We start from the raw sequence: 18,655 nt of genomic DNA on the forward strand, positions 1-18,655 counted from the left end.
TCGGCCAACAGCGCCTGACCGGCCTCTTGAATGTCCCACAGGGTGTCGTCTTCCGGCAGCGTCGGCGGCTGGTTCCAGAACACCGTGTTCGGTTCCAGCGTCAGCTGATACCAGGACAGGTGCGTCGGTTTCAGGGCAATGGCCTGGCGCAGGTCGTTCAGGGCATCGTCCAGCGACTGATCGGGCAAACCATGCATCAGGTCCAGGTTGAAGTTGTCGAAACCGGCCTGACGGGCCATGCCGGCGGCACGCACGGCTTCATCACCGTTGTGAATCCGCCCCAGGGCCTTGAGCTTCTCTTCCTGAAAGCTCTGGATGCCGATCGACAGGCGATTGATCCCCAGCGCCCGGTAAGCGACGAACTTTTCCTGCTCGAAGGTTCCGGGGTTGGCTTCCAGGGTGATTTCGATGTCGCTGGCAAACGGAATTCGTTGCTCGACGCCCTTGAGCAAGCGACCCAGTGCCTTGGCACTGAACAGGCTCGGCGTACCGCCACCGAAGAAGATCGAGCTCAGCTCGCGGCCATAGACCGCATGCAGGTCTTGATCGAGGTCGGCCAGCAGGGCGTCGACATATTCTTCTTCCGGCAGCACGGGGCTGGCGGTGTGGGAGTTGAAGTCGCAATAAGGGCATTTGCGTACACACCACGGGATGTGGATGTACAGCGCCAGGGGCGGCAGCACAGGCAGGGCCGCTCGAGGCGATTGGGCGGCGCCGCCGAAGATCAGCGGCGACGCGGACGAGTCATGGATCATTTCAGGCCCAGACGCTGGCGCAGCAGATCCATTGCACGGGCGCGGTGACTGATCTGGTTCTTGTCGCTGGGCTTAAGCTCGGCGCTGGAGCATTCACGCTCCGGGACCCAGAACAGCGGGTCATAGCCAAAACCGTGTTCGCCGCTGGCCTGGGTCAGGATGCGCCCATGCCACAGGCCTTCGCAGAGAATCGGCAACGGATCGTCGGCATGACGCACCAGCGCCAGCACACAGACGAACTGCGCGCCGCGCTCGGCTTGCGGTACGTCTTTCAAGACGTCGAGCAGTTTGGCGTTGTTCGCCGCATCGCCTTTACCGTCGGCGTAACGGGCCGAATAAATGCCCGGCGCACCGCCGAGGAAATCCACCGCCAGCCCCGAATCGTCGGCCAAGGCTGGCAGCCCGGAAATGCGCGAGGCATTGCGGGCCTTGAGAATGGCGTTCTCGACGAACGACAGGCCGGTTTCTTCAGGCTCGACGCTGCTGAACTCGCCGATCGAGCGCAAGTGCACCGATTCGCCGAGCATGGCCTGGAGTTCCTTGAGTTTGCCGGCGTTGTGGCTGGCCAGTACGAGTTGCGTGAAGTTCATCATTGGCCAGGGAAAAGCTCTTGTTGGAAACTGATGGTGTTGGTTTTGTCGCCAGTCTGCACCTTGATGTCAAAGGTGCGGATTTCCTGCTGATCCACCGGGAACTGGGCGATATAGTACACCGCGCCTGTTTCAGTGATCTGTTTGAACTTCAGCGGGATGCTTTGGCTGGTCAGGTCTTTGACCGTGCCGCTGACCTGAGCCGTCTGTGGTTTACCTTCCTTGAGTACCGAGACATTGATCACGCCCTGATTCTTGCTGCGGGTCAGCTCGGCCGCTTTGGCGATATCCGGTGTCAGGAAGGTGGAATTGAAGGTGTTGTAATGCACCGTCACATCGCCAAAGGTTTCCTTGCGCTCGCCCTTGATGACGTCGGCGGCCATGGCGGTGACGCTCAGGCAGGCAGTAAGTAAAAACAGTGCTAGACGACCCATGATCGTTCTCCTCGAAGTGTCGTGATTCAGACCGCGACCTTGTGGTCCTGCAGCCCGGGGCTGCTGACTCGGTAAATACCGATTTCACCTAACAGATTAGGCCATAGCTTACTGGCCCACCCGTGCCGATGCTGTTGATCCACGGCAAGCCGATCAATGACCTTGGCTTCACGTTCGCGACACAGCGCTTCAAAGTCTTCGAAAGTGCAGAAGTGGATGTTTGGCGTGTTGTACCAGGTGTATGGCAGAAAATCCGAAACCGGCATCCGGCCCTTGCTCGCCAGGTACCAGCGGCAGCGCCAGTGACCGAAGTTGGGGAAGGTGATGATGCACTGGCGACCGACCCGCAGCATTTCGTCGAGGATCTTGTCCGGGTAGTGCACAGCTTGCAGGGCCTGGGTCATGACCACGATGTCGAAGCTGTTACTGGCGAAGTTGCCCAGACCCTTGTCCAGATCCTGCTCGATGACGTTGATACCCTTGGCCACGCACTCGGCAATGTTATCCGGGTCGTTTTCCAGGCCATAGCCGGTGACCTGTTTGTGGTCGCGCAGCCAGGTCAGCAACTCGCCGTCACCGCAACCGAGGTCGAGCACGCGGCTGCCGGCGGGGATCCATTCCTGGATGATTTCCAGATCGGCTCTCATGTCTTCCTCAAAGCGCTATACGGTTCATGTAATTGCTGAAGGCCTGCAAATAACGCGGGATCGGAATCAGGAAGGCATCGTGGCCTTGCGGAGCGTCGATCTCCAGGTAGCAGACGTCTTTCCTGGCCGCCATCAGCGCGTCCACCAGTTCCCGCGAGCGGGCAGGGGAGAAGCGCCAGTCGGTGGTGAAGGACATCACGCAGAACCTGGCCTGGGCATTGGCGAAGGTTTTCGCCAGGTCATCGTCGAAGTTTGCCGCCGGGTCGAAGTAGTCCAGTGCCTTGGTCATCAGCAGGTAGGTGTTGGCGTCGAAACGTCCGGAAAACTCTTCGCCCTGATACCGCAGGTAGCTTTCGACCTGAAACTCGACGCTGTGGAAGTCGTAGTTGAGCTTTTCGCTCTTCAGGCCGCGACCGAATTTCTCGCCCATGGAGTCGTCGGACAGATACGTGATGTGCCCGACCATCCGCGCCAGCATCAAGCCGCGCTTGGGGATCACACCCGCTTCCTGGAACGAGCCGCCGTGGAACTCCGGGTCGGTGAGGATCGCCTGACGTGCGACTTCGTTGAACGCAATGTTCTGCGCCGACAGTTTTGGTGCCGAGGCGATCGCCAGGCAGTGCCGCACGCGGTCCGGGTAAGTGATGGTCCACTGCAAGGCCTGCATGCCGCCGAGGCTGCCGCCGATCACCGCCGCCCATTGGCGGATGCCGAGCAGGTCGGCGAGACGTGCCTGGCTGTGGACCCAGTCTTCCACGGTCAGTACCGGGAAATCGGCGCCGAATGGCTTGCCGGTTTCCGGATTGACACTGCTGGGGCCGGTGGAGCCATTGCACCCGCCGAGATTATTCAGGCTGACCACGAAGAACTTGTTGGTGTCGATCGGCTTGCCGGGGCCGATGCAGCTGTCCCACCAACCCGGTTTGCGGTCGTCGGGGCTGTGGAAGCCGGCGGCGTGATGGTGACCGGACAAGGCGTGGCAGATCAGCACGGCGTTGCTCGCCGTAGCGTTCAGCGTGCCGTAGGTTTCGTAGATCAGGTCATAAGCGGGCAGCGAACGTCCGCAGGCCAAGGCCAGGGGTTCACTGAAGTGCGCCACTTGCGGCGTCACCAGACCAACAGAATCGGGGGGGAAGGCAGCTGGCATCGACCCTGCTCTCATTGAAATGAGGCGTAAGTCTAAAGACCGCTGACCCTAGCAGCAAGCTAACTTCCCCACCGTTAACGATCGTTCCCACGCTCTGCGTGGGAATGCCTCGCTGGACGCTCTGCGTCCGCTTCGGCTGGGACGCGGAGCGTCCCGGGCTGCATTCCCACGCGGAGCGTGGGAATGATCAGGGGAGGGTGAGATCCGGCAAATCCGGCAGTTTCTTCGGCGAACAGATCCGCACCCGTTTCTGCCGGTTCAGCTCTCCGCTGATCAAACTCACCTGACTCTTGGAAACCCCGAACGCCTTGGCCAGAAACGCCATCAGGTACGCATTGGCCTTGCCTTCAACCGGCGGTGCGGTCAGGCGGATCTTCAGGCGATCGCCATGCAGCCCGCAGAAATCATCGCTGCGGGCCGCCGGTTGCAGGTGACATTCCAGAATCAGGTCATCACCGTCCCAGCGAAAGTAGCTCATCAGATCAGGCCGAGCAGCCCCTGCGGCATGAGGGCATAGTACGCAAGTCGCGGGATCAGCCAGCTTTGCAGCAACTGGATCGCGATAAACGCGAAGATCGGCGAGATGTCGAGGCCGCCCAGGTTCGGAATGATACGGCGGAACGGCGCGAGTACTGGTTCAGTAATCTGCGCGACCAGCTCTGCGCCCGGGTTGTGGCTGCCGGGAGCGACCCAGGACAGGATCACACTGATGATCATCGCGTAGAACAGAACACTCAGAAACAGCGAGAAGATTGCGATCAGTGCCCAAGGCACCAAAAGCAGCAAATCGACCTCGAAGCCCTTGAGCAGCAGGATGACTGCTATCAGCACCATCTGCACGATCAGCGCCAGTACCAGTGACGACATGTCCAGCCCGAACATACTCGGGATGACCCGGCGCAGGGGCTTGAGCAGCGGTTGAGTGGCTTTCACGATGAACTGGCAGAGCGGGTTGTAAAAATTCGCCCGAACCAATTGCAGGATGAAGCGCAGCAGCACGATCAGCAGGTACAGGCTGCCCAAGGTTTTGATGATGAAAATGGCAGCGTCATTGAGTCCGAGCATCATTGATTCCTTGTAAGAGCTGATTAGCGACCGAGTTGCTCAGCCATCTCGGCCGAGCGGTGCGCAGCGGCGCCGAGTGCTTTTTCTACCAGGGCTTCGAAGCCGCCGGCCTGGAACGACTTGATCGCCGCTTCGGTGGTGCCCGCAGGTGACGTCACGCGACGACGCAGTTCAGCCGCGTCGACATCGCTTGCGACCGCCATGTGTGCAGCACCCAAAGCGGTTTGCACGGTCAGTTGCGCGGCGATGTCCGCTGGCAGGCCGAGCTTCACGCCCGCGGCGGTCATGGCTTCGATCAGCAGGAAGAAATACGCAGGGCCTGAGCCGGAAACGGCGGTGACCGCGTCCAGTTGCTGTTCTTCGTTCAGCCACAGGGCAATGCCAACCGCCGACAGCAATTCTTCAGCTTGCTGGCGTTGCCCGGCGCTCACTTCGTTGGTGGCGTACAGCCCGCTCACGCCCTGACGCAGCAGCGCCGGGGTGTTGGGCATGCAACGCACGATGGGCTGGGCGCCAAGCCAGTTGTTCATGCTGGCGCAGGTGATGCCGGCCGCAATCGAGACCACCAGTTGATTCGGCGCAAGGCTTGGGCGAATGGCTTCGCACACGGCTTTCATCGCCTGGGGTTTGACCGCCAGCACGATCACGTCCACGCCCTGAATGGCTTCGGCGTTGTCGGCGAACACTTCGATGCCGTGTTCGGCACTCACGCGGGTGCGGGTTTGTTCACCCGGATCACTGGCGCGGATTTGCGCGGCGTCCAGACCTTTGGCGCGCAGGCCGCCGATCAGGCTGGCGGCCATGTTGCCGGCTCCGATAAAGGCAATACGAGTCTTGCTCATGTCAGGTCCTTATAAAGAGAGGTGTCAGCCATTGTTTCAAGACTGGCCGTAGTCGCGGGCACCAAAAAGGGCCGTTCCGATACGGACCCAAGTGGCGCCCATGGCAATGGCCGACTCGAGGTCGTGGCTCATGCCCATGGAAAGTGTGTCGAGTGGCAGGTTCAGGCTGGCTTGCAGTCTCTGCACGGCAGCAAAAGCAGCGTCCTGGGCGGCGCGATCTTCAGTCGGCTCGGGAATCGCCATCAGCCCGCGTAATTTCAAGCGCGGCAGCGCGCTGATGGCATTGGCCAGGGCGGGCAGGTCGGCCGGGGTACAGCCGGACTTGCTGGCTTCACCACTGACGTTGACCTGGATGCAGATGTTCAATGGAGGCAAATCGGCAGGGCGTTGTTCGGACAGGCGTTGTGCGATTTTCAAGCGATCCACGGAATGCACCCAGTCGAAATGCTCGGCGATAGCGCGAGTCTTGTTCGATTGAATGGGGCCGATGAAGTGCCAGATCAAGGGCAGGTCGGCCAATTCGAGCTGTTTGCCCAAGGCTTCCTGCAGGTAGTTTTCGCCAAAGTCGCGGATCCCGGCGGCGTAGGCTTCATGCAGGGCTTCGGCGGGTTTGGTCTTGCTCACGGCTAGCAGCTGGATGCTGTGCTCGTTGCGCCCGGCGGCGAGGGCGGCAGCACGGATGCGTGAACTAACCTGAGCGATGTTGTCTGCTATCGTGGACATCAAGAGGCGCCAGCGGTCTGAAGGTTCGCGGCATTCTACTGGAATTGAGGAGCGCTATGGATATCACTGAGCTGCTGGCTTTCAGCGCCAAACAAGGCGCGTCTGACCTGCACCTGTCCGCCGGCCTGCCACCGATGATCCGTGTCGACGGTGATGTGCGACGCATCAACCTGCCGGCTCTGGATCACAAGGAAGTGCATGAGCTGATCTACGACATCATGAACGACCTCCAGCGGGTGGACTTCGAGAAGCATCTTGAAACCGACTTTTCCTTCGAAGTGCCCGGCGTGGCGCGTTTTCGGGTCAATGCCTTCAACCAGAATCGGGGTGCGGGCGCGGTATTCCGGACCATTCCGTCCAAGGTGCTGAGCATGGACGATCTGGGGATGGGGGAAGTGTTTCGCAAGATTACCGAAGCCCCCCGGGGCCTGGTGCTGGTGACCGGCCCGACCGGTTCGGGCAAGTCCACCACATTGGCGGCGATGATCGATTATCTGAACAACCATCGCCATCACCACATCCTCACCATCGAAGACCCGATCGAGTTCGTCCACGAATCGCGCAAATGCCTGATCAATCAGCGCGAAGTCCATCGTGATACCCGCAGCTTCGCCACGGCGCTGCGCTCGGCCCTGCGCGAAGACCCGGACGTGATTCTGGTGGGGGAGATGCGTGATCTGGAGACTATTCGGCTGGCATTGACTGCCGCCGAGACCGGTCACCTGGTATTCGGCACGCTGCACACCACGTCGGCGGCGAAAACCATCGACCGGGTGGTGGACGTGTTTCCGGGCGACGAAAAATCGATGGTGCGCTCGATGCTTTCCGAGTCATTGCTGGCGGTGGTTTCGCAGACATTGATCAAGAAAATCGGCGGCGGGCGAGTTGCCGCCCACGAAATCATGCTTGGCACTTCGGCGATCCGTAACCTGATCCGCGAAGACAAGGTGGCGCAGATGTATTCGTCGATTCAGACCGGAGGGTCGCTGGGGATGCAGACGCTGGATATGTGCCTGAAGGAGTTGGTGACCAAGGGCGTGATCAGTCGCGAGCATGCGCGGGAGAAGGCGCGGTCGCCGGATAACTTCTGACAGGAAGTTGATCGTTCCCACGCTCTGCGTGGGAATGCCTCAATGGACGCTCCGCGTCCGCTTTGGCAGGGGGGACGCGGAGCGTCCCAGGCTGCGTTCCCACGCAGAGCGTGGGAACGATCAGTGTCGGATCAGCGCTGAACAACCCGCAATGCGTTCTGTTCTTTTGGCAGAACCCGCTTGGCAACCACGTAGTGGCTTTCCCAATACGGTTTCTTCAGGGTGTCGATGCTGACCGACTTGCCACGGCGGGGTGCGTGGATGAAGCGGTCGTTGCCCAGGTAGATGGCAACATGATTGACCCGACGGCTCTTGATGTTGAAGAAAATCAGGTCGCCTGGCTTCAGATCATTGCGATCGACCTTCTCGCCATGACCGCTGGCCATGGCGTTGGAGGTACGAGGCAGGTCAAACGTAGCGTCGTTGAACGCGTATTTCACCAGACCGCTGCAATCGAATCCTTTACTTGGGCTGCTGCCACCCCAACGATAAGGTGTACCGAGCACGTTTACCGCGCGGCTCAACACGTTGCTGCTTTCCTTGCTGGCCATCGGCGGGACCAGCTTGCTGTTTACGCTGCTCAGTTGGCTGGAGCGTTTTACTGTTTGTTTGTTTTTGCTCGAAGGAGCAGAAACGTGGGATTTTGGGGTGTAACCATTAACGCTAGGAAGACGTTGCTCACGATTGGTGGCGTGGGCGGCCAGGGGCAATAATAGGCAAATGGTTAGCCATGTCTTGAAAAATGGACGCATTAGGCAAGGCTCATATGGGTGAACGCGCAACTTTATAACAGCTTTTTTGGCCCTTCCGAGGCCGTTGGTCGATTCAAACGGCGGGCCGCGGAACTAAAAATCGGCAAAGTTGACGTGGGTTGTCTGACAAAAGTCAGGTATTACAAGGCTTTGGCAGGAATGAAGTTAGCATTTGCCGTATGTCGGCCGCCTGTAAAAAAGTCACAAAGAATTCAAGAATATTTCTCTATCGTGTGAGTCGAGGTCATCCATGAACACCTATCAACACCCCGTTTCAGAGCAAGACACACACAGCAAAGTGATTGGTTACCTGTTGTGGATTTTCGGTTTTACCGGGGCTCACCGCTTCTATTACGGCAAGCCGGTGACCGGGACGATCTGGTTTTTTACCTTCGGTTTGCTGGGTATCGGCTGGTTGATCGACCTGTTTCTGATCCCCTCCATGGACCGTGAAGCGGACCTGCGCTTTACCGCTGGCCCCATCGAATACAACGTTGCGTGGATTCTGCTGACGTTTCTGGGGGTATTCGGTGTGCACCGGATGTATCAGGGGAAATGGATCAGCGGGTTGCTGTATCTGGTGACAGGCGGGGTGTTCTTTCTGGGGGTGTTGTATGACTTCTGGACGTTGAATGACCAAGTGTCGATTCGCAACGCGCAGAACAGAGGCGCCTTCCAGTAAGTTGTGGCGAGGGAGCTTGCTCCCGCTGGGTCGCGAAGCGACCCCAAAACAGGTCTGCTGCGCAGCCCAGCGGGAGCAAGCTCCCTCGCCACAGGTGTTAAGCCTGGTGACTGATCCGTCCATCCACCAGGGTGTAACGCACCACACCCGGCAAGCTATGGCCAATGAACGGGCAGTTTTCACCCTTGGATAGCCAGGTTTCACCGGCCACGGTCGAGGCCGCAGGGTCGAACAGCACGATATCTGCCGGCCCTCCCACCGCCAATTTGCCCGCTGGTAAACGCAACGCGTCGGCAGGGCCGGCGCTCAAGCGTGCGAGCAGCGTCGGCAAGTCGAGCAACCCGTCTTCCACCAGGGTCATTGCCAGCGGCAGCAGCAGCTCAACACTGCTGATGCCCGGTTCGGTGGCACCAAACGGCGCCAGTTTGGCATCGCGTTCATGGGGTTGGTGATGGCTGGAAATGGCCGAGACCACCCCCGACTTCACCGCTGCCCGCAAGCCGTCGCGGTCGGCGCGGGTGCGCAGCGGCGGCTGGACGTGATAGAGGCTGCTGAAGTCGATCAGCGCTTCGTCGGTGAGGATCAGCTGATACAACGCCACGTCCGCCGTGACTTTCAGGCCGCGGGCCTGGGCCTGAGCGATCAGCGCCACACCGCGGGCGCTGGTGAGCTGGCTGAAGTGCGCACGCACGCCGCTTTGCTCGACCAGCAGCAGGTCCCGGGCCAGGGCCACGGTTTCAGCGGTTTCCGGAATGCCCGGTAAACCGAGGAAACTCGCAGTCGGGCCTTCGTGAGCCAGGCCACCTTCGGCCAGATCATGGTCCTGCGAGTTGAAAATTACCGTCAGGTCGAACGTCGCTGCGTATTCCAGCGCCCGACACAGGGTGCGGGTGTTGCGAAAGCTCTCCAGACCGTTGCCGAAGGCCACACAGCCGGCATCGCGCAAGGCGACCAGTTCGGCCAGCTGTTCGCCATCCAGGCCTTTGCTCAGGGCGCCGATCGGGAAGACTTTGGTGTTGCCGGCTTCGCGGGCGCGGTCGAGGATCAGTTCGGCCACGGCGGAGGTGTCCAGCACCGGTTTGGTTTTCGGTGGGCAGCACAGGCTGGTCACGCCACCGGCCGCTGCTGCGCGGGTTTCGCTGGCGATCGAGCCTTTGCGGCTGTAACCCGGCTCGCGCAGGGCGACGTTCAGGTCAACCAGGCCCGGGGCCGCCACCAGGCCCTTGGCGTCGATGGTGTCTACTGCAACGAAACCCGCTGGAGCGGCGCCAAGGGCGACGATCTTGCAGGCTTCAACGTGGATATCAGTCACTTGATCCAGGCCGCTGGCCGGATCGATAACGCGTGCGCCGAGAATGCTGAGCTTCACTGGGCGTTCTCCTGCTCGAATTGGCGCTGGGCTGTTTGCCCGCTCATGGCCATGGACAGCACAGCCATACGAATCGCGATGCCGTAGGTCACCTGGTTGAGGATCACCGAGTGCGGACCGTCGGCCACCGCCGACTCAATTTCCACCCCACGGTTGATCGGCCCCGGGTGCATGACGATGCAATCCGGTTTGGCCCCGGCCAGGCGCGCGGTGGTCAGGCCGAACAGGCGGTAGAACTCGCCTTCGCTCGGCAGCAGGCCGCCGGTCATGCGTTCACGCTGCAGGCGCAGCATGATCACTACGTCGACGTCTTTCAGGCCTTCGGTCATGTCGGTGTAGACCTTCACACCGTACTGCTCGATGCCGATCGGCAGCAGGGTTTTCGGCGCGATCACGCGGATGTCCGGGCAACCAAGGGTTTTCAGGGCCAGCATGTTCGAGCGCGCTACCCGCGAGTGCAGGATGTCGCCGACGATGGCCACTGAAAGGTTTTCGAAGCCGCCCTTGTGCCGACGGATAGTGAGCATGTCGAGCATGCCCTGGGTCGGGTGGGCGTGACGGCCGTCGCCGCCGTTGATGATCGCCACTTGCGGGCAAACATGCTCGGCGATGAAGTGCGCCGCGCCGGAATCACCGTGACGCACGACGAACATGTCGGCGGCCATGGCTTCCAGGTTGCGCAGGGTGTCGAGCAGGGTTTCGCCCTTGCTCGCCGACGACGTGGACACGTTCAGGGTGATCACGTCAGCCGACAGCCGCTGAGCCGCCAGTTCGAAAGTGGTGCGGGTGCGGGTGGAGTTCTCGAAGAACACGTTGCACACGGTCTTGCCGCGCAGCAACGGGACTTTTTTCACCGCCCGGGCGCCAACCTCGAGGAACGAGTCAGCGGTGTCGAGGATTTCCGTCAGCAGCTCGCGGCGCAAACCGTCGAGCGAGAGGAAGTGGCGCAGCTGGCCCTGATCATTGAGCTGCAGCGGGCGCTTGGTTTCTAGAGGCGTCATCGCGAGGGGGACTCTCAATAGGGCGAAATTAAAGGGCGAGGTCTTGAAGTTCGAGCTTGAGTTCCGGGCCGGACAGTTTCACTCGTTCGTGGGCCGCCAACGACAGCGTCGCGCCAACCACGTTCGGGCGGATCGGCAGTTCACCGGCGTCCAGGTCCAGCAGGCATACCAGCGTCACACTGGCCGGGCGGCCATAGTCGAAGAGTTCGTTCATCGCGGCGCGGATGGTCCGACCGCTCATCAGCACGTCATCGATCAGCACCAGGTGCTGGCCTTCGATCTCGAACGGCAGCGCCGATGGGCGTACTTGTGGGTGCAGGCCGTTCTGGCTGAAGTCGTCGCGGTAGAACGAAACATCCAGGGTGCCCAAGGGCGAATCGCTGCCCAGTTCATCGAGCAACGCCTGCGCGACCCAGACGCCACCGGTCCGAATGCCGATGTAACGCGGTTCGCTGATGCCCCGTTTGGCCAGATAGGTGTCAAGACGGATCGCCATCTGGCTGATCAGTTCGGCGGGATTGGGCAGGCTCATGGTTTGCTCCTTCTTTGTCCCGAGCCGGATGCCGCTTGAGTGGTGGCTCGGGTTGTAGCTAAGGGAGTCGCCGCAGCGGCTCTTCAGAATTAGGTGCGGTCAGGATTCGAACAGCGCGGTGTTTTCGTCGAGCCAGCCTTGCAGCAGCAGGGCGGCGGCGATGGCATCGACCGGGTTGTCGCGGTAACTGCCTTTCTGGCCGCCACGGACCAGGCGTTCGCCCTTGGCCTCGAAGGTGGTCAGGCGCTCGTCGTGAGTATAAAAGGGCAGGTTGTAGCGGCCGTTCAGGCGGCGGGCGAACTTCTCGGCCCGCAGGCACATGTCGCTCGGCGTGCCATCCATGTTCAGCGGCAGGCCGACCACCACGGCGTCGGGTTTCCACTCTTTAATCAGGGCTTCGACCTGATTCCAGTCAGGAATGCCGTTTTGTGCCTTCAAGGTGCACAGCTCGCGGGCCTGACCGGTAATCACCTGACCGACCGCAACGCCGATCTGTTTGGTGCCGTAGTCGAAACCCAAAATCAACCGCAGGGCCATCAGGCGTGCCCCGCCTGGTTGGTGAGCAGGCTGAGATTGACGCCCAGGTGTTTGGCCGCCGCTTCAAGACGTAATTCGCTGCTGGTATTGAACAGGATGTCGGCATTGAACGGGCAGGTCAGCCAGGCGTTGTCGGCCAGTTCGGCTTCCAGTTGCCCGGCTTCCCAACCGGCGTAGCCGAGGGTGATCAGGCTTTTCGCGGGGCCGACGCCGTCGGCGATGGCGAACAGCACGTCCTGGGAAGTCGACAGGGACAGCTCGCCTTCCAGATCAACGGTCGCCTGAAAAGATTTGCCCGATGGATGCAGGACAAAACCGCGATCGGTTTGCACCGGGCCACCCATAAAGATCGGCACATGCTGGCAGAGCAACGGCGGTTCGATATCGGGGCGCAATTGCTCGAGGATATCGGCCAGGTTCAGGTCCTGCGGGCGGTTGACCACCAGCCCCATGGCACCATTGGCCGTGTGCTCGACGATATAGGTCAAGGTGTGCGCAAAGTTCGGGTCGGCCATGTGAGGCATGGCGATCAGGAAGTGATGCTTGAGGTAGCTGGGGCTGACGTTCTTCATGAGCGCTAGTGTGGCGTTGGAGGGGCGAACTGACAAGCCGAGGATGCCGCAATTTGGCAGTCGGCACAGACCAAATGTGGGAGCGAGCCTGCTCGCGATGACGGCGGTACGTTCAAAATTGAGGTGTCAGGCAGACCGCCATCGCGAGCAGGCTCGCTCCCACAGGGATTTTGTGGGGTGTCAGTTGCTGGAGAGCCTGTCCCCACGCGCAAACTTCCACGTCCGAATAATTTCAAGACGATCGATGTCCGACAGATCCCCGGTAAACGGTGCAAACGGCGCCGCGAGCCTTACGATGCGCTGCGCCGCCTGGTCCAGCAGCGGCTGGCCGGAAGACTCCAGCACCAACACTTCATACAGCGAGCCGTCGCGGTTGATCGAGACCATCAGTCGCAAATTGCCGTAAATCTGTTTGCGCCGGGCTTCGTCGGGGTAGTTGAGGTTGCCGATGCGCTCGACCTTCTTGCGCCATTCATCTTTGTACCAGGCACCCTTGTCGCGCATGGTCGATGCGGCGCTCAAGCGATGGATGCGCGGGCGCTTGGCGTAAAGCTGTTGTTCACTGGCCAGTTCCGCTTCCAGGCTGGCGATGTCGCTGGACAGCTGCGCGCTGTCGAAGGTCGGTGCCACGACCTTGGGTTTGGTCTCGGTCTTGATCTCTTCGCGCTTGGTCGCGGTTTTTTTCGGTTTCGGCGCGACGGTCGTCACGGCTGCCTTGGGGGCTGCTTCCGGCACTTGAGGCGTGGCGGTTGGCGGTGGGGTGACTTGCTGCACCTTGTTGTCCTGGAAGGGCGCGACCTCGGTGGTCTTGGGCGTCGCCTTTTTTTCCAGAGTGCCGCTGCCTTCCTGATTTTCCTGGGCGAGAAAGTCAGCTTTTTCCGGCTTCTTTTCGCTTTTGAACGTGGCGAGGGTGATTTCCAGGGTTTTGCTGATTTGCTGGGGTTCGACCATGGAGAACCCGACGCCCAACAGCAAGGCCAGGTGAATCAGCGCCGCGAGAAACAGGGTGAAACCGAGGCGATCAGCCGGGCGCACACCAAGGTGGGCGAGTTCAGGGGGCAGATCGGACGGGAGTGTCATAACAAGAAAACCAACATCGCGTTTTTTACAAGCCGGGGATGATAACGCAATGTTGGTTGTCTCTATCAACGAGCCTTGAGCTTCTGATCGATGGCATCCATCAGAAGGCCACCAATGTCGGTGCCGAACGCGTTATCGATCTCGCGAATGCAGGTCGGGCTGGTGACGTTGATTTCGGTCAGATGCTCACCGATCACGTCGAGACCGACGAACAGCAAGCCCTTCTCACGCAGGGTCGGGCCGACTTGCGCGGCGATCCAGCGATCTTTCTCTGTCAGCGGTCGGGCTTCGCCACGGCCACCGGCGGCGAGGTTGCCACGGGTTTCACCGAGCGCGGGAATCCGGGCCAGGCAGTAATCCACTGGTTCGCCATCGATCATCAGGATGCGCTTGTCGCCATCAACGATTGCCGGCAGGTAACCCTGGATCATGATTTGCTGACGGCCATGCAAGGTCAGGGTTTCGAGGATCACCGACAGGTTCGGGTGGCCAGCGGTGTGACGGAAGATCGACGAGCCGCCCATGCCGTCCAGCGGCTTGAGGATCACGTCACCGTGATGGTCGGCGAATTCACGCAACACGTCGGGGCGACGGCTGACGATGGTCGGCGGCGTGCACTGCGGGAACAGCGTGGCGAACAGCTTTTCGTTGCAGTCACGCAGGCTTTGCGGCTTGTTGACCACCAGTACGCCGGCATTTTCCGCTTGTTCCAGCAAATACGTGGAATAGACGAATTCCATGTCGAACGGCGGATCCTTGCGCATCAGGATCACGTCCAGGTCACTCAGCAGTGCATCGCTTTCGGCGCCCAGCTCAAACCATTTTTCCGGGTTGGCGAACACCTTCAGCGGACGCATCCGCCCGCGAGCCTCGCCTTCGGCCTGATACAAATCGCGCTGTTCCATATAGAACAGTTCCCAGCCACGCTTTTGCGCGGCCAGCAGCATGGCCAGCGAGCTATCCTTTTTATAGGAGATGCTGGCGATAGGATCCATGACAATCCCGACGCGAACGCTCATGGGGTTTTCCTCGAAATTGGGGTGGAAAGTGTTGTGAAAAAGTGGCGTCAGAGTGGCGCTGAGTGGGTTCCCGGTCAAGGAAAAACCACCGCCAGGGTCGCCCGATAGATTGGATGGGGAGACTGTGCTAAAAAGGCTGCCATGCCGTGTTGGCCCTTAAGTATCAAGGGTTTCGAGCCAGCGATGAGCGGCAAACGGACAATTTGATTCACAAAGGCGACGGTAGAGCCACTATGGAACAGCATTCCAGCGCCTTGAAGGTCATGGTGATCGATGATTCGAAAACGATTCGTCGCACCGCCGAAACGCTGTTGAAAAACGTGGGCTGTGAAGTCATCACCGCAATCGATGGTTTCGATGCCCTGGCCAAGATTGCCGACAATCACCCCGGCATCATCTTTGTCGACATCATGATGCCGCGTCTGGATGGTTATCAGACCTGCGCTTTAATCAAGAACAACAGTGCGTTCAAGTCCACGCCAGTGATTATGCTGTCGTCCAAGGACGGGTTGTTCGACAAGGCCAAGGGGCGGATCGTCGGTTCCGACCAGTTTTTGACCAAGCCTTTCAGCAAGGAAGAACTGCTGAACGCGATTCAGGCCCATGTACCGGGCTTCACCGCCGTTTCGCCGCAGTAGGACACGCACAGTGACGCTCGGCCATGGGGCCCGGTGTCGACAAGAATGGGGAAGACCATGGCACGTATTCTGATCGTCGATGACTCGCCGACCGAAATGTACAAACTGACCGGCATGCTCGAAAAGCACGGTCATGAGGTGTTGAAAGCCGAAAACGGCGCCGACGGCGTGGCCCTGGCTCGTCAGGAAAAACCCGACGCAGTGCTGATGGACATCGTCATGCCCGGCCTCAATGGTTTCCAGGCGACCCGTCAGCTGACCAAAGACCCGGAAACCGGGCACATTCCGGTGATCATCATTACCACCAAGGATCAGGAAACCGACAAAGTCTGGGGCACGCGCCAGGGCGCCAAGGACTACCTGACCAAACCGGTCGACGAAGAGACCCTGATCAAGACCCTGAACAACGTGCTGGCCGGTTGATCGTCCGGTCATGACCGAGTCGCTGACGGCTTTCGAACTGCTGCTGCAGATCGACCAGCGCTGTCGTCTGCTGGCGGCGGACTTGCCGTCCCAGCCAACCCGACAGGACAGCTGGAGCGGCATTGGCTTTCGCTTGGGCGAGCATTGGTACGTCGCGCCCATGGGCGAAGTCAGCGAAGTCCTGCACGAACCGCGCGTTACCCAATTGCCGGGCGTCAAACCCTGGGTCAAGGGCGTGGCTAACCTGCGCGGGCGCCTGCTGCCGATCATGGATTTGAGTGGTTTCATCGGTCATGAACTGTCGAATCTGCGCAAGCAGCGACGGGTGTTGGTGGTGGAGCACAATGAGGTGTTTGCCGGGTTACTGGTCGATGAAGTGTTTGGCTTGCAGCACTTTGCCCAGGACAGCCTGGAACCGGTAGATACCTTGAGCGGCCCGATTGCACCGTTCATCAAAGGCCGGTTTCAGCGTGAGCAGAATTGGCAGGTATTCAGCCCGTTTGCATTGGCGCAGTCGCAAGGTTTCATGAACGTAGCGCTGTAAACCCTGTGGGAGCGAGCCTGCTCGCGATTGAACGATAACGCGGTGCTTCCTGATACATCGCGGCGCCTGAATCGCGAGCAGGCTCGCTCCCACAGGTTCTCGGCAAGCATTACAGGGTGTTGGTTAACAGGCGAGGACCGATGATAAAAGCAAAAACAGGCAAACCAGAAGGGTCGCGCAGTCGGTCGCAGATCATTGCGCTGTTCATCGCGCTGATCGTCTTCATCATGCTGCTGTTCGCCAACTTCGCGTACCTCAACACCCAGGCGAATTACGACAAACAGTACATCGGCCACGCCGGTGAGCTGCGCGTGCTGTCCCAACGCATCGCCAAGAACGCCACCGAAGCCGCCGCCGGCAAGGCCGCGGCGTTCAAGTTGCTCAGCGATGCGCGCAACGACTTCGCCCAGCGTTGGGGCTATCTGAAGAAAGGCGATCCTTCCACCGGCCTGCCGCCGGCACCATCCACCGTGCGCCCGGAAATGCGCGCCGTGCAGCTGGATTGGGAACGTCTGCTGAAAAACACCGATGCCATCCTCTCCAGCGAGCAGACCGTGTTGTCCTTGCATCAAGTCGCCGCAACGCTGGCCGAAACCGTGCCGCAGTTGCAGGTCGAGTATGAGAAGGTCGTCGAAACCCTCCTGCAACGCGGCGCCCCGGCCACTCAAGTGGCGATGGCCCAGCGTCAGTCGCTGCTGGCCGAGCGGATTCTTGGTGCGGTGAATACCGTGCTGTCCGGCGATGAAAATTCGCAGCAGGCGGCCGACGCTTTCGGTCGCGACGCGGCGCGTTTCGGCCTGGTGCTCAACGGCATGCTTCAGGGCAATGCGGCGCTGAAAATCAGCCAGGTCGAAGACCGTGATGCGCGCGCCCGGCTGACCGAGATTTCCGAACTGTTCGAATTCGTATCGGGTTCGGTGGATGAAATCCTCGAAACCTCGCCGGAGCTGCTCAAGGTCCGCGAATCTGCCACCAATATTTTTACCCTGTCGCAAACCCTGCTCGATGAAGCTTCACACCTGGCCAGCCGTTTCGAAAACCTCGCTGGCGGGCGTAACACCGGCACTATCGGGGGTTATGTACTGGGCTTGCTGGCGCTGATGTCGATCATTCTCATCGGCTTGGTGATGGTGCGCGAAACCAACCGTCAACTGCGTGAAACCGCCGAGAAGAACGAGCGCAACCAGAACGCGATCATGCGTTTGCTGGACGAAATCGAAGACCTCGCCGATGGCGACCTGACCGTGACCGCCTCGGTGACCGAAGACTTCACCGGGACCATCGCTGATTCGATCAACTATTCCGTCGACCAATTGCGCGATCTGGTGGCGACCATCAACCTCACCGCCGGCCAGGTCGCCGCCGCCGTGCAGGAAACCCAGGCCACCGCCATGCACTTGGCCCAGGCCTCGGAGCATCAGGCGCAGCAGATTTCCGAAGCCTCCACGGCCATCAACGACATGGCCCAGTCCATCGATCAGGTCTCGGCCAACGCCGCCGAATCCTCTGCGGTGGCCGAACGCTCGGTGGAGATCGCTAACAAGGGCAACGAAGTGGTGCACAACACCATTCATGGCATGGACAATATTCGCGAGCAGATTCAGGACACCGCCAAGCGCATCAAGCGGCTGGGTGAGTCTTCTCAGGAAATCGGCGACATTGTCAGCCTGATCGATGACATTGCCGATCAGACCAACATCCTCGCCCTCAACGCGGCGATTCAGGCGTCCATGGCCGGTGACGCCGGGCGCGGTTTTGCGGTGGTGGCCGACGAAGTACAGCGTCTGGCCGAGCGTTCATCCGCGGCGACCCGGCAGATCGAAACGCTGGTGCGGGCGATTCAGGCCGACACCAACGAAGCGGTGATTTCCATGGAACAGACCACCACCGAAGTGGTGCGCGGCGCGCGTCTGGCGCAGGATGCCGGGGTGGCCCTGGAAGAAATCGAAGGCGTATCGAAGACCCTCGCGGCATTGATCCAGAGTATTTCCAACGCCGCGCAGCAACAGACTTCGTCGGCCGGCCAGATTTCCCTGACGATGAACGTGATCCAGCAGATCACCACGCAGACCTCGTCCGGCTCCACCGCCACCGCCGAGAGCATTGGCAACCTGGCGAAAATGGCCAGCCAGCTGCGGCGTTCGGTGTCCGGTTTCACCTTGCCGGCCAAGTCTGCGGACAACGCTTGAACCGCCTCTGGGCGGATGCATCT

General features: G+C 60.3%; 23 protein-coding genes. 6 read left to right on the top strand and 17 right to left on the bottom strand.

Going from position 1 to position 18,655, the window contains the following annotated elements:
* From hemW to ACQKPC_RS12920, 9 genes are all read right to left on the bottom strand, one after another.
* A partial coding sequence (gene hemW / locus ACQKPC_RS12880) for a radical SAM family heme chaperone HemW (RefSeq protein WP_427624944.1) occupies positions 1-755 on the bottom strand: 755 nt, incomplete at its 3' end.
* Positions 752-1,348, bottom strand: a complete 597-nt coding sequence (gene rdgB, locus ACQKPC_RS12885; protein ID WP_007897921.1) for an RdgB/HAM1 family non-canonical purine NTP pyrophosphatase — start codon at positions 1,346-1,348, stop codon at positions 752-754. The genes rdgB and hemW, both read right to left, overlap by 4 nt.
* Entirely contained in the window at positions 1,345-1,779 is a 435-nt protein-coding gene (locus ACQKPC_RS12890; protein WP_052964987.1) for a DUF4426 domain-containing protein, read from the bottom strand. The genes rdgB and ACQKPC_RS12890 overlap by 4 nt, the downstream gene beginning before the upstream one ends.
* 26 nt (positions 1,780-1,805) lie before the next feature.
* Positions 1,806-2,426, bottom strand: a complete 621-nt coding sequence (metW, locus tag ACQKPC_RS12895; protein ID WP_008007414.1) for a methionine biosynthesis protein MetW — start codon at positions 2,424-2,426, stop codon at positions 1,806-1,808.
* A 7-nt stretch (positions 2,427-2,433) separates the two neighbouring features.
* Positions 2,434-3,573 (bottom strand): homoserine O-succinyltransferase MetX, encoded by a 1,140-nt coding sequence (gene metX / locus ACQKPC_RS12900; protein ID WP_007897931.1) that lies wholly within the window; start codon positions 3,571-3,573, stop codon positions 2,434-2,436.
* A 187-nt stretch (positions 3,574-3,760) separates the two neighbouring features.
* A complete protein-coding gene (locus ACQKPC_RS12905) occupies positions 3,761-4,051 on the bottom strand; it encodes a DUF167 domain-containing protein (RefSeq protein ID WP_183680893.1) in 291 nt (96 codons plus the stop codon).
* Positions 4,051-4,638 carry a YggT family protein gene (locus ACQKPC_RS12910; RefSeq protein WP_427624945.1) on the bottom strand — a complete coding sequence of 196 codons (588 nt, stop codon included), beginning with the start codon at positions 4,636-4,638 and terminating at the stop codon, positions 4,051-4,053. The genes ACQKPC_RS12905 and ACQKPC_RS12910 overlap by 1 nt, the downstream gene beginning before the upstream one ends.
* A gap of 23 nt (positions 4,639-4,661) precedes the next feature.
* Positions 4,662-5,480, bottom strand: a complete 819-nt coding sequence (proC, locus tag ACQKPC_RS12915) for a pyrroline-5-carboxylate reductase (RefSeq protein WP_427624946.1) — start codon at positions 5,478-5,480, stop codon at positions 4,662-4,664.
* 36 nt (positions 5,481-5,516) lie between these two features.
* The gene (locus tag ACQKPC_RS12920) at positions 5,517-6,203 is read right to left on the bottom strand and encodes a YggS family pyridoxal phosphate-dependent enzyme (protein ID WP_427624948.1); all 687 of its coding nucleotides are present in this window, start codon (positions 6,201-6,203) and stop codon (positions 5,517-5,519) included.
* 56 nt (positions 6,204-6,259) lie between these two features.
* Here ACQKPC_RS12920 and ACQKPC_RS12925 point away from each other — a divergent pair, with 56 nt between their 5' ends.
* Entirely contained in the window at positions 6,260-7,294 is a 1,035-nt protein-coding gene (locus ACQKPC_RS12925) for a type IV pilus twitching motility protein PilT (protein WP_123500239.1), read from the top strand.
* Positions 7,295-7,425: 131 nt separating this feature from the next.
* Here ACQKPC_RS12925 and ACQKPC_RS12930 read toward each other — a convergent pair whose 3' ends face one another.
* Positions 7,426-8,046 carry a C40 family peptidase gene (locus tag ACQKPC_RS12930; protein ID WP_218395299.1) on the bottom strand — a complete coding sequence of 207 codons (621 nt, stop codon included), beginning with the start codon at positions 8,044-8,046 and terminating at the stop codon, positions 7,426-7,428.
* Between the two features lie 250 nt (positions 8,047-8,296).
* Between ACQKPC_RS12930 and ACQKPC_RS12935 the strand changes: the two genes are divergently transcribed.
* Complete coding sequence (locus ACQKPC_RS12935) at positions 8,297-8,728, top strand: NINE protein (protein ID WP_007897940.1); 432 nt, start codon at positions 8,297-8,299, stop codon at positions 8,726-8,728.
* A gap of 97 nt (positions 8,729-8,825) precedes the next feature.
* On the opposite strand, the gene ACQKPC_RS12940 is transcribed toward ACQKPC_RS12935, so the two are convergent.
* The 7 genes from ACQKPC_RS12940 to gshB all read right to left on the bottom strand — a co-directional run bounded on the left by ACQKPC_RS12940 (position 8,826) and on the right by gshB (position 14,838).
* Positions 8,826-10,097 (bottom strand): dihydroorotase, encoded by a 1,272-nt coding sequence (locus ACQKPC_RS12940; protein WP_427624949.1) that lies wholly within the window; start codon positions 10,095-10,097, stop codon positions 8,826-8,828.
* Complete coding sequence (locus ACQKPC_RS12945) at positions 10,094-11,098, bottom strand: aspartate carbamoyltransferase catalytic subunit (protein ID WP_007897943.1); 1,005 nt, start codon at positions 11,096-11,098, stop codon at positions 10,094-10,096. Before ACQKPC_RS12945 ends, ACQKPC_RS12940 begins: the two co-directional genes overlap by 4 nt.
* A 28-nt stretch (positions 11,099-11,126) precedes the next feature.
* Positions 11,127-11,630, bottom strand: coding sequence for a bifunctional pyr operon transcriptional regulator/uracil phosphoribosyltransferase PyrR (pyrR, locus tag ACQKPC_RS12950; RefSeq protein ID WP_008068126.1), 504 nt, complete (start codon positions 11,628-11,630; stop codon positions 11,127-11,129).
* 99 nt (positions 11,631-11,729) lie between these two features.
* Positions 11,730-12,167 carry a Holliday junction resolvase RuvX gene (gene ruvX, locus ACQKPC_RS12955; protein ID WP_007897947.1) on the bottom strand — a complete coding sequence of 146 codons (438 nt, stop codon included), beginning with the start codon at positions 12,165-12,167 and terminating at the stop codon, positions 11,730-11,732.
* Positions 12,167-12,739 carry a YqgE/AlgH family protein gene (locus ACQKPC_RS12960; protein ID WP_427624951.1) on the bottom strand — a complete coding sequence of 191 codons (573 nt, stop codon included), beginning with the start codon at positions 12,737-12,739 and terminating at the stop codon, positions 12,167-12,169. Before ACQKPC_RS12960 ends, ruvX begins: the two co-directional genes overlap by 1 nt.
* A 180-nt stretch (positions 12,740-12,919) precedes the next feature.
* Positions 12,920-13,819: a TonB family protein gene (locus ACQKPC_RS12965; RefSeq protein WP_427624953.1), complete on the bottom strand. Its 900-nt coding sequence runs from the start codon at positions 13,817-13,819 to the stop codon at positions 12,920-12,922.
* A gap of 65 nt (positions 13,820-13,884) precedes the next feature.
* Positions 13,885-14,838: a glutathione synthase gene (gene gshB, locus ACQKPC_RS12970; RefSeq protein WP_123500226.1), complete on the bottom strand. Its 954-nt coding sequence runs from the start codon at positions 14,836-14,838 to the stop codon at positions 13,885-13,887.
* A gap of 233 nt (positions 14,839-15,071) precedes the next feature.
* Here gshB and pilG point away from each other — a divergent pair, with 233 nt between their 5' ends.
* From pilG to ACQKPC_RS12990, 4 genes are all read left to right on the top strand, one after another.
* Positions 15,072-15,476, top strand: a complete 405-nt coding sequence (pilG, locus tag ACQKPC_RS12975) for a twitching motility response regulator PilG (RefSeq protein ID WP_008068133.1) — start codon at positions 15,072-15,074, stop codon at positions 15,474-15,476.
* A gap of 57 nt (positions 15,477-15,533) precedes the next feature.
* A complete protein-coding gene (gene pilH, locus ACQKPC_RS12980; protein ID WP_008068134.1) occupies positions 15,534-15,899 on the top strand; it encodes a twitching motility response regulator PilH in 366 nt (121 codons plus the stop codon).
* A 10-nt stretch (positions 15,900-15,909) separates the two neighbouring features.
* Positions 15,910-16,443 carry a chemotaxis protein CheW gene (locus ACQKPC_RS12985; RefSeq protein ID WP_427624955.1) on the top strand — a complete coding sequence of 178 codons (534 nt, stop codon included), beginning with the start codon at positions 15,910-15,912 and terminating at the stop codon, positions 16,441-16,443.
* Between the two features lie 140 nt (positions 16,444-16,583).
* Entirely contained in the window at positions 16,584-18,632 is a 2,049-nt protein-coding gene (locus ACQKPC_RS12990; protein WP_427624957.1) for a methyl-accepting chemotaxis protein, read from the top strand.
* Positions 18,633-18,655 lie beyond the last annotated feature (23 nt).

The organism is Pseudomonas sp. NPDC089918 (assembly GCF_050280605.1).
GTDB lineage: Bacteria > Pseudomonadota > Gammaproteobacteria > Pseudomonadales > Pseudomonadaceae > Aquipseudomonas.

Bases quoted from the DNA above. Each gene is read 5' to 3' on its own strand.
- gshB (WP_123500226.1), bottom strand. From the start codon at position 14,838: ATGAGCGTTCGCGTCGGGATTGTCATGGATCCTATCGCCAGCATCTCC.
- ACQKPC_RS12890 (WP_052964987.1), bottom strand. From the start codon at position 1,779: ATGGGTCGTCTAGCACTGTTTTTACTTACTGCCTGCCTGAGCGTCACC.
- ACQKPC_RS12930 (WP_218395299.1), bottom strand. From the start codon at position 8,046: ATGCGTCCATTTTTCAAGACATGGCTAACCATTTGCCTATTATTGCCC.
- ACQKPC_RS12910 (WP_427624945.1), bottom strand. From the start codon at position 4,638: ATGCTCGGACTCAATGACGCTGCCATTTTCATCATCAAAACCTTGGGC.
- ACQKPC_RS12920 (WP_427624948.1), bottom strand. From the start codon at position 6,203: ATGTCCACGATAGCAGACAACATCGCTCAGGTTAGTTCACGCATCCGT.
- ACQKPC_RS12985 (WP_427624955.1), top strand. From the start codon at position 15,910: ATGACCGAGTCGCTGACGGCTTTCGAACTGCTGCTGCAGATCGACCAG.
- metX (WP_007897931.1), bottom strand. From the start codon at position 3,573: ATGCCAGCTGCCTTCCCCCCCGATTCTGTTGGTCTGGTGACGCCGCAA.
- pyrR (WP_008068126.1), bottom strand. From the start codon at position 11,630: ATGAGCCTGCCCAATCCCGCCGAACTGATCAGCCAGATGGCGATCCGT.
- ACQKPC_RS12905 (WP_183680893.1), bottom strand. From the start codon at position 4,051: ATGAGCTACTTTCGCTGGGACGGTGATGACCTGATTCTGGAATGTCAC.
- proC (WP_427624946.1), bottom strand. From the start codon at position 5,480: ATGAGCAAGACTCGTATTGCCTTTATCGGAGCCGGCAACATGGCCGCC.
- ACQKPC_RS12935 (WP_007897940.1), top strand. From the start codon at position 8,297: ATGAACACCTATCAACACCCCGTTTCAGAGCAAGACACACACAGCAAA.
- ACQKPC_RS12960 (WP_427624951.1), bottom strand. From the start codon at position 12,739: ATGAAGAACGTCAGCCCCAGCTACCTCAAGCATCACTTCCTGATCGCC.
- metW (WP_008007414.1), bottom strand. From the start codon at position 2,426: ATGAGAGCCGATCTGGAAATCATCCAGGAATGGATCCCCGCCGGCAGC.
- ACQKPC_RS12945 (WP_007897943.1), bottom strand. From the start codon at position 11,098: ATGACGCCTCTAGAAACCAAGCGCCCGCTGCAGCTCAATGATCAGGGC.
- pilG (WP_008068133.1), top strand. From the start codon at position 15,072: ATGGAACAGCATTCCAGCGCCTTGAAGGTCATGGTGATCGATGATTCG.
- ACQKPC_RS12925 (WP_123500239.1), top strand. From the start codon at position 6,260: ATGGATATCACTGAGCTGCTGGCTTTCAGCGCCAAACAAGGCGCGTCT.
- ruvX (WP_007897947.1), bottom strand. From the start codon at position 12,167: ATGGCCCTGCGGTTGATTTTGGGTTTCGACTACGGCACCAAACAGATC.
- ACQKPC_RS12965 (WP_427624953.1), bottom strand. From the start codon at position 13,819: ATGACACTCCCGTCCGATCTGCCCCCTGAACTCGCCCACCTTGGTGTG.
- rdgB (WP_007897921.1), bottom strand. From the start codon at position 1,348: ATGATGAACTTCACGCAACTCGTACTGGCCAGCCACAACGCCGGCAAA.
- ACQKPC_RS12990 (WP_427624957.1), top strand. From the start codon at position 16,584: ATGATAAAAGCAAAAACAGGCAAACCAGAAGGGTCGCGCAGTCGGTCG.
- pilH (WP_008068134.1), top strand. From the start codon at position 15,534: ATGGCACGTATTCTGATCGTCGATGACTCGCCGACCGAAATGTACAAA.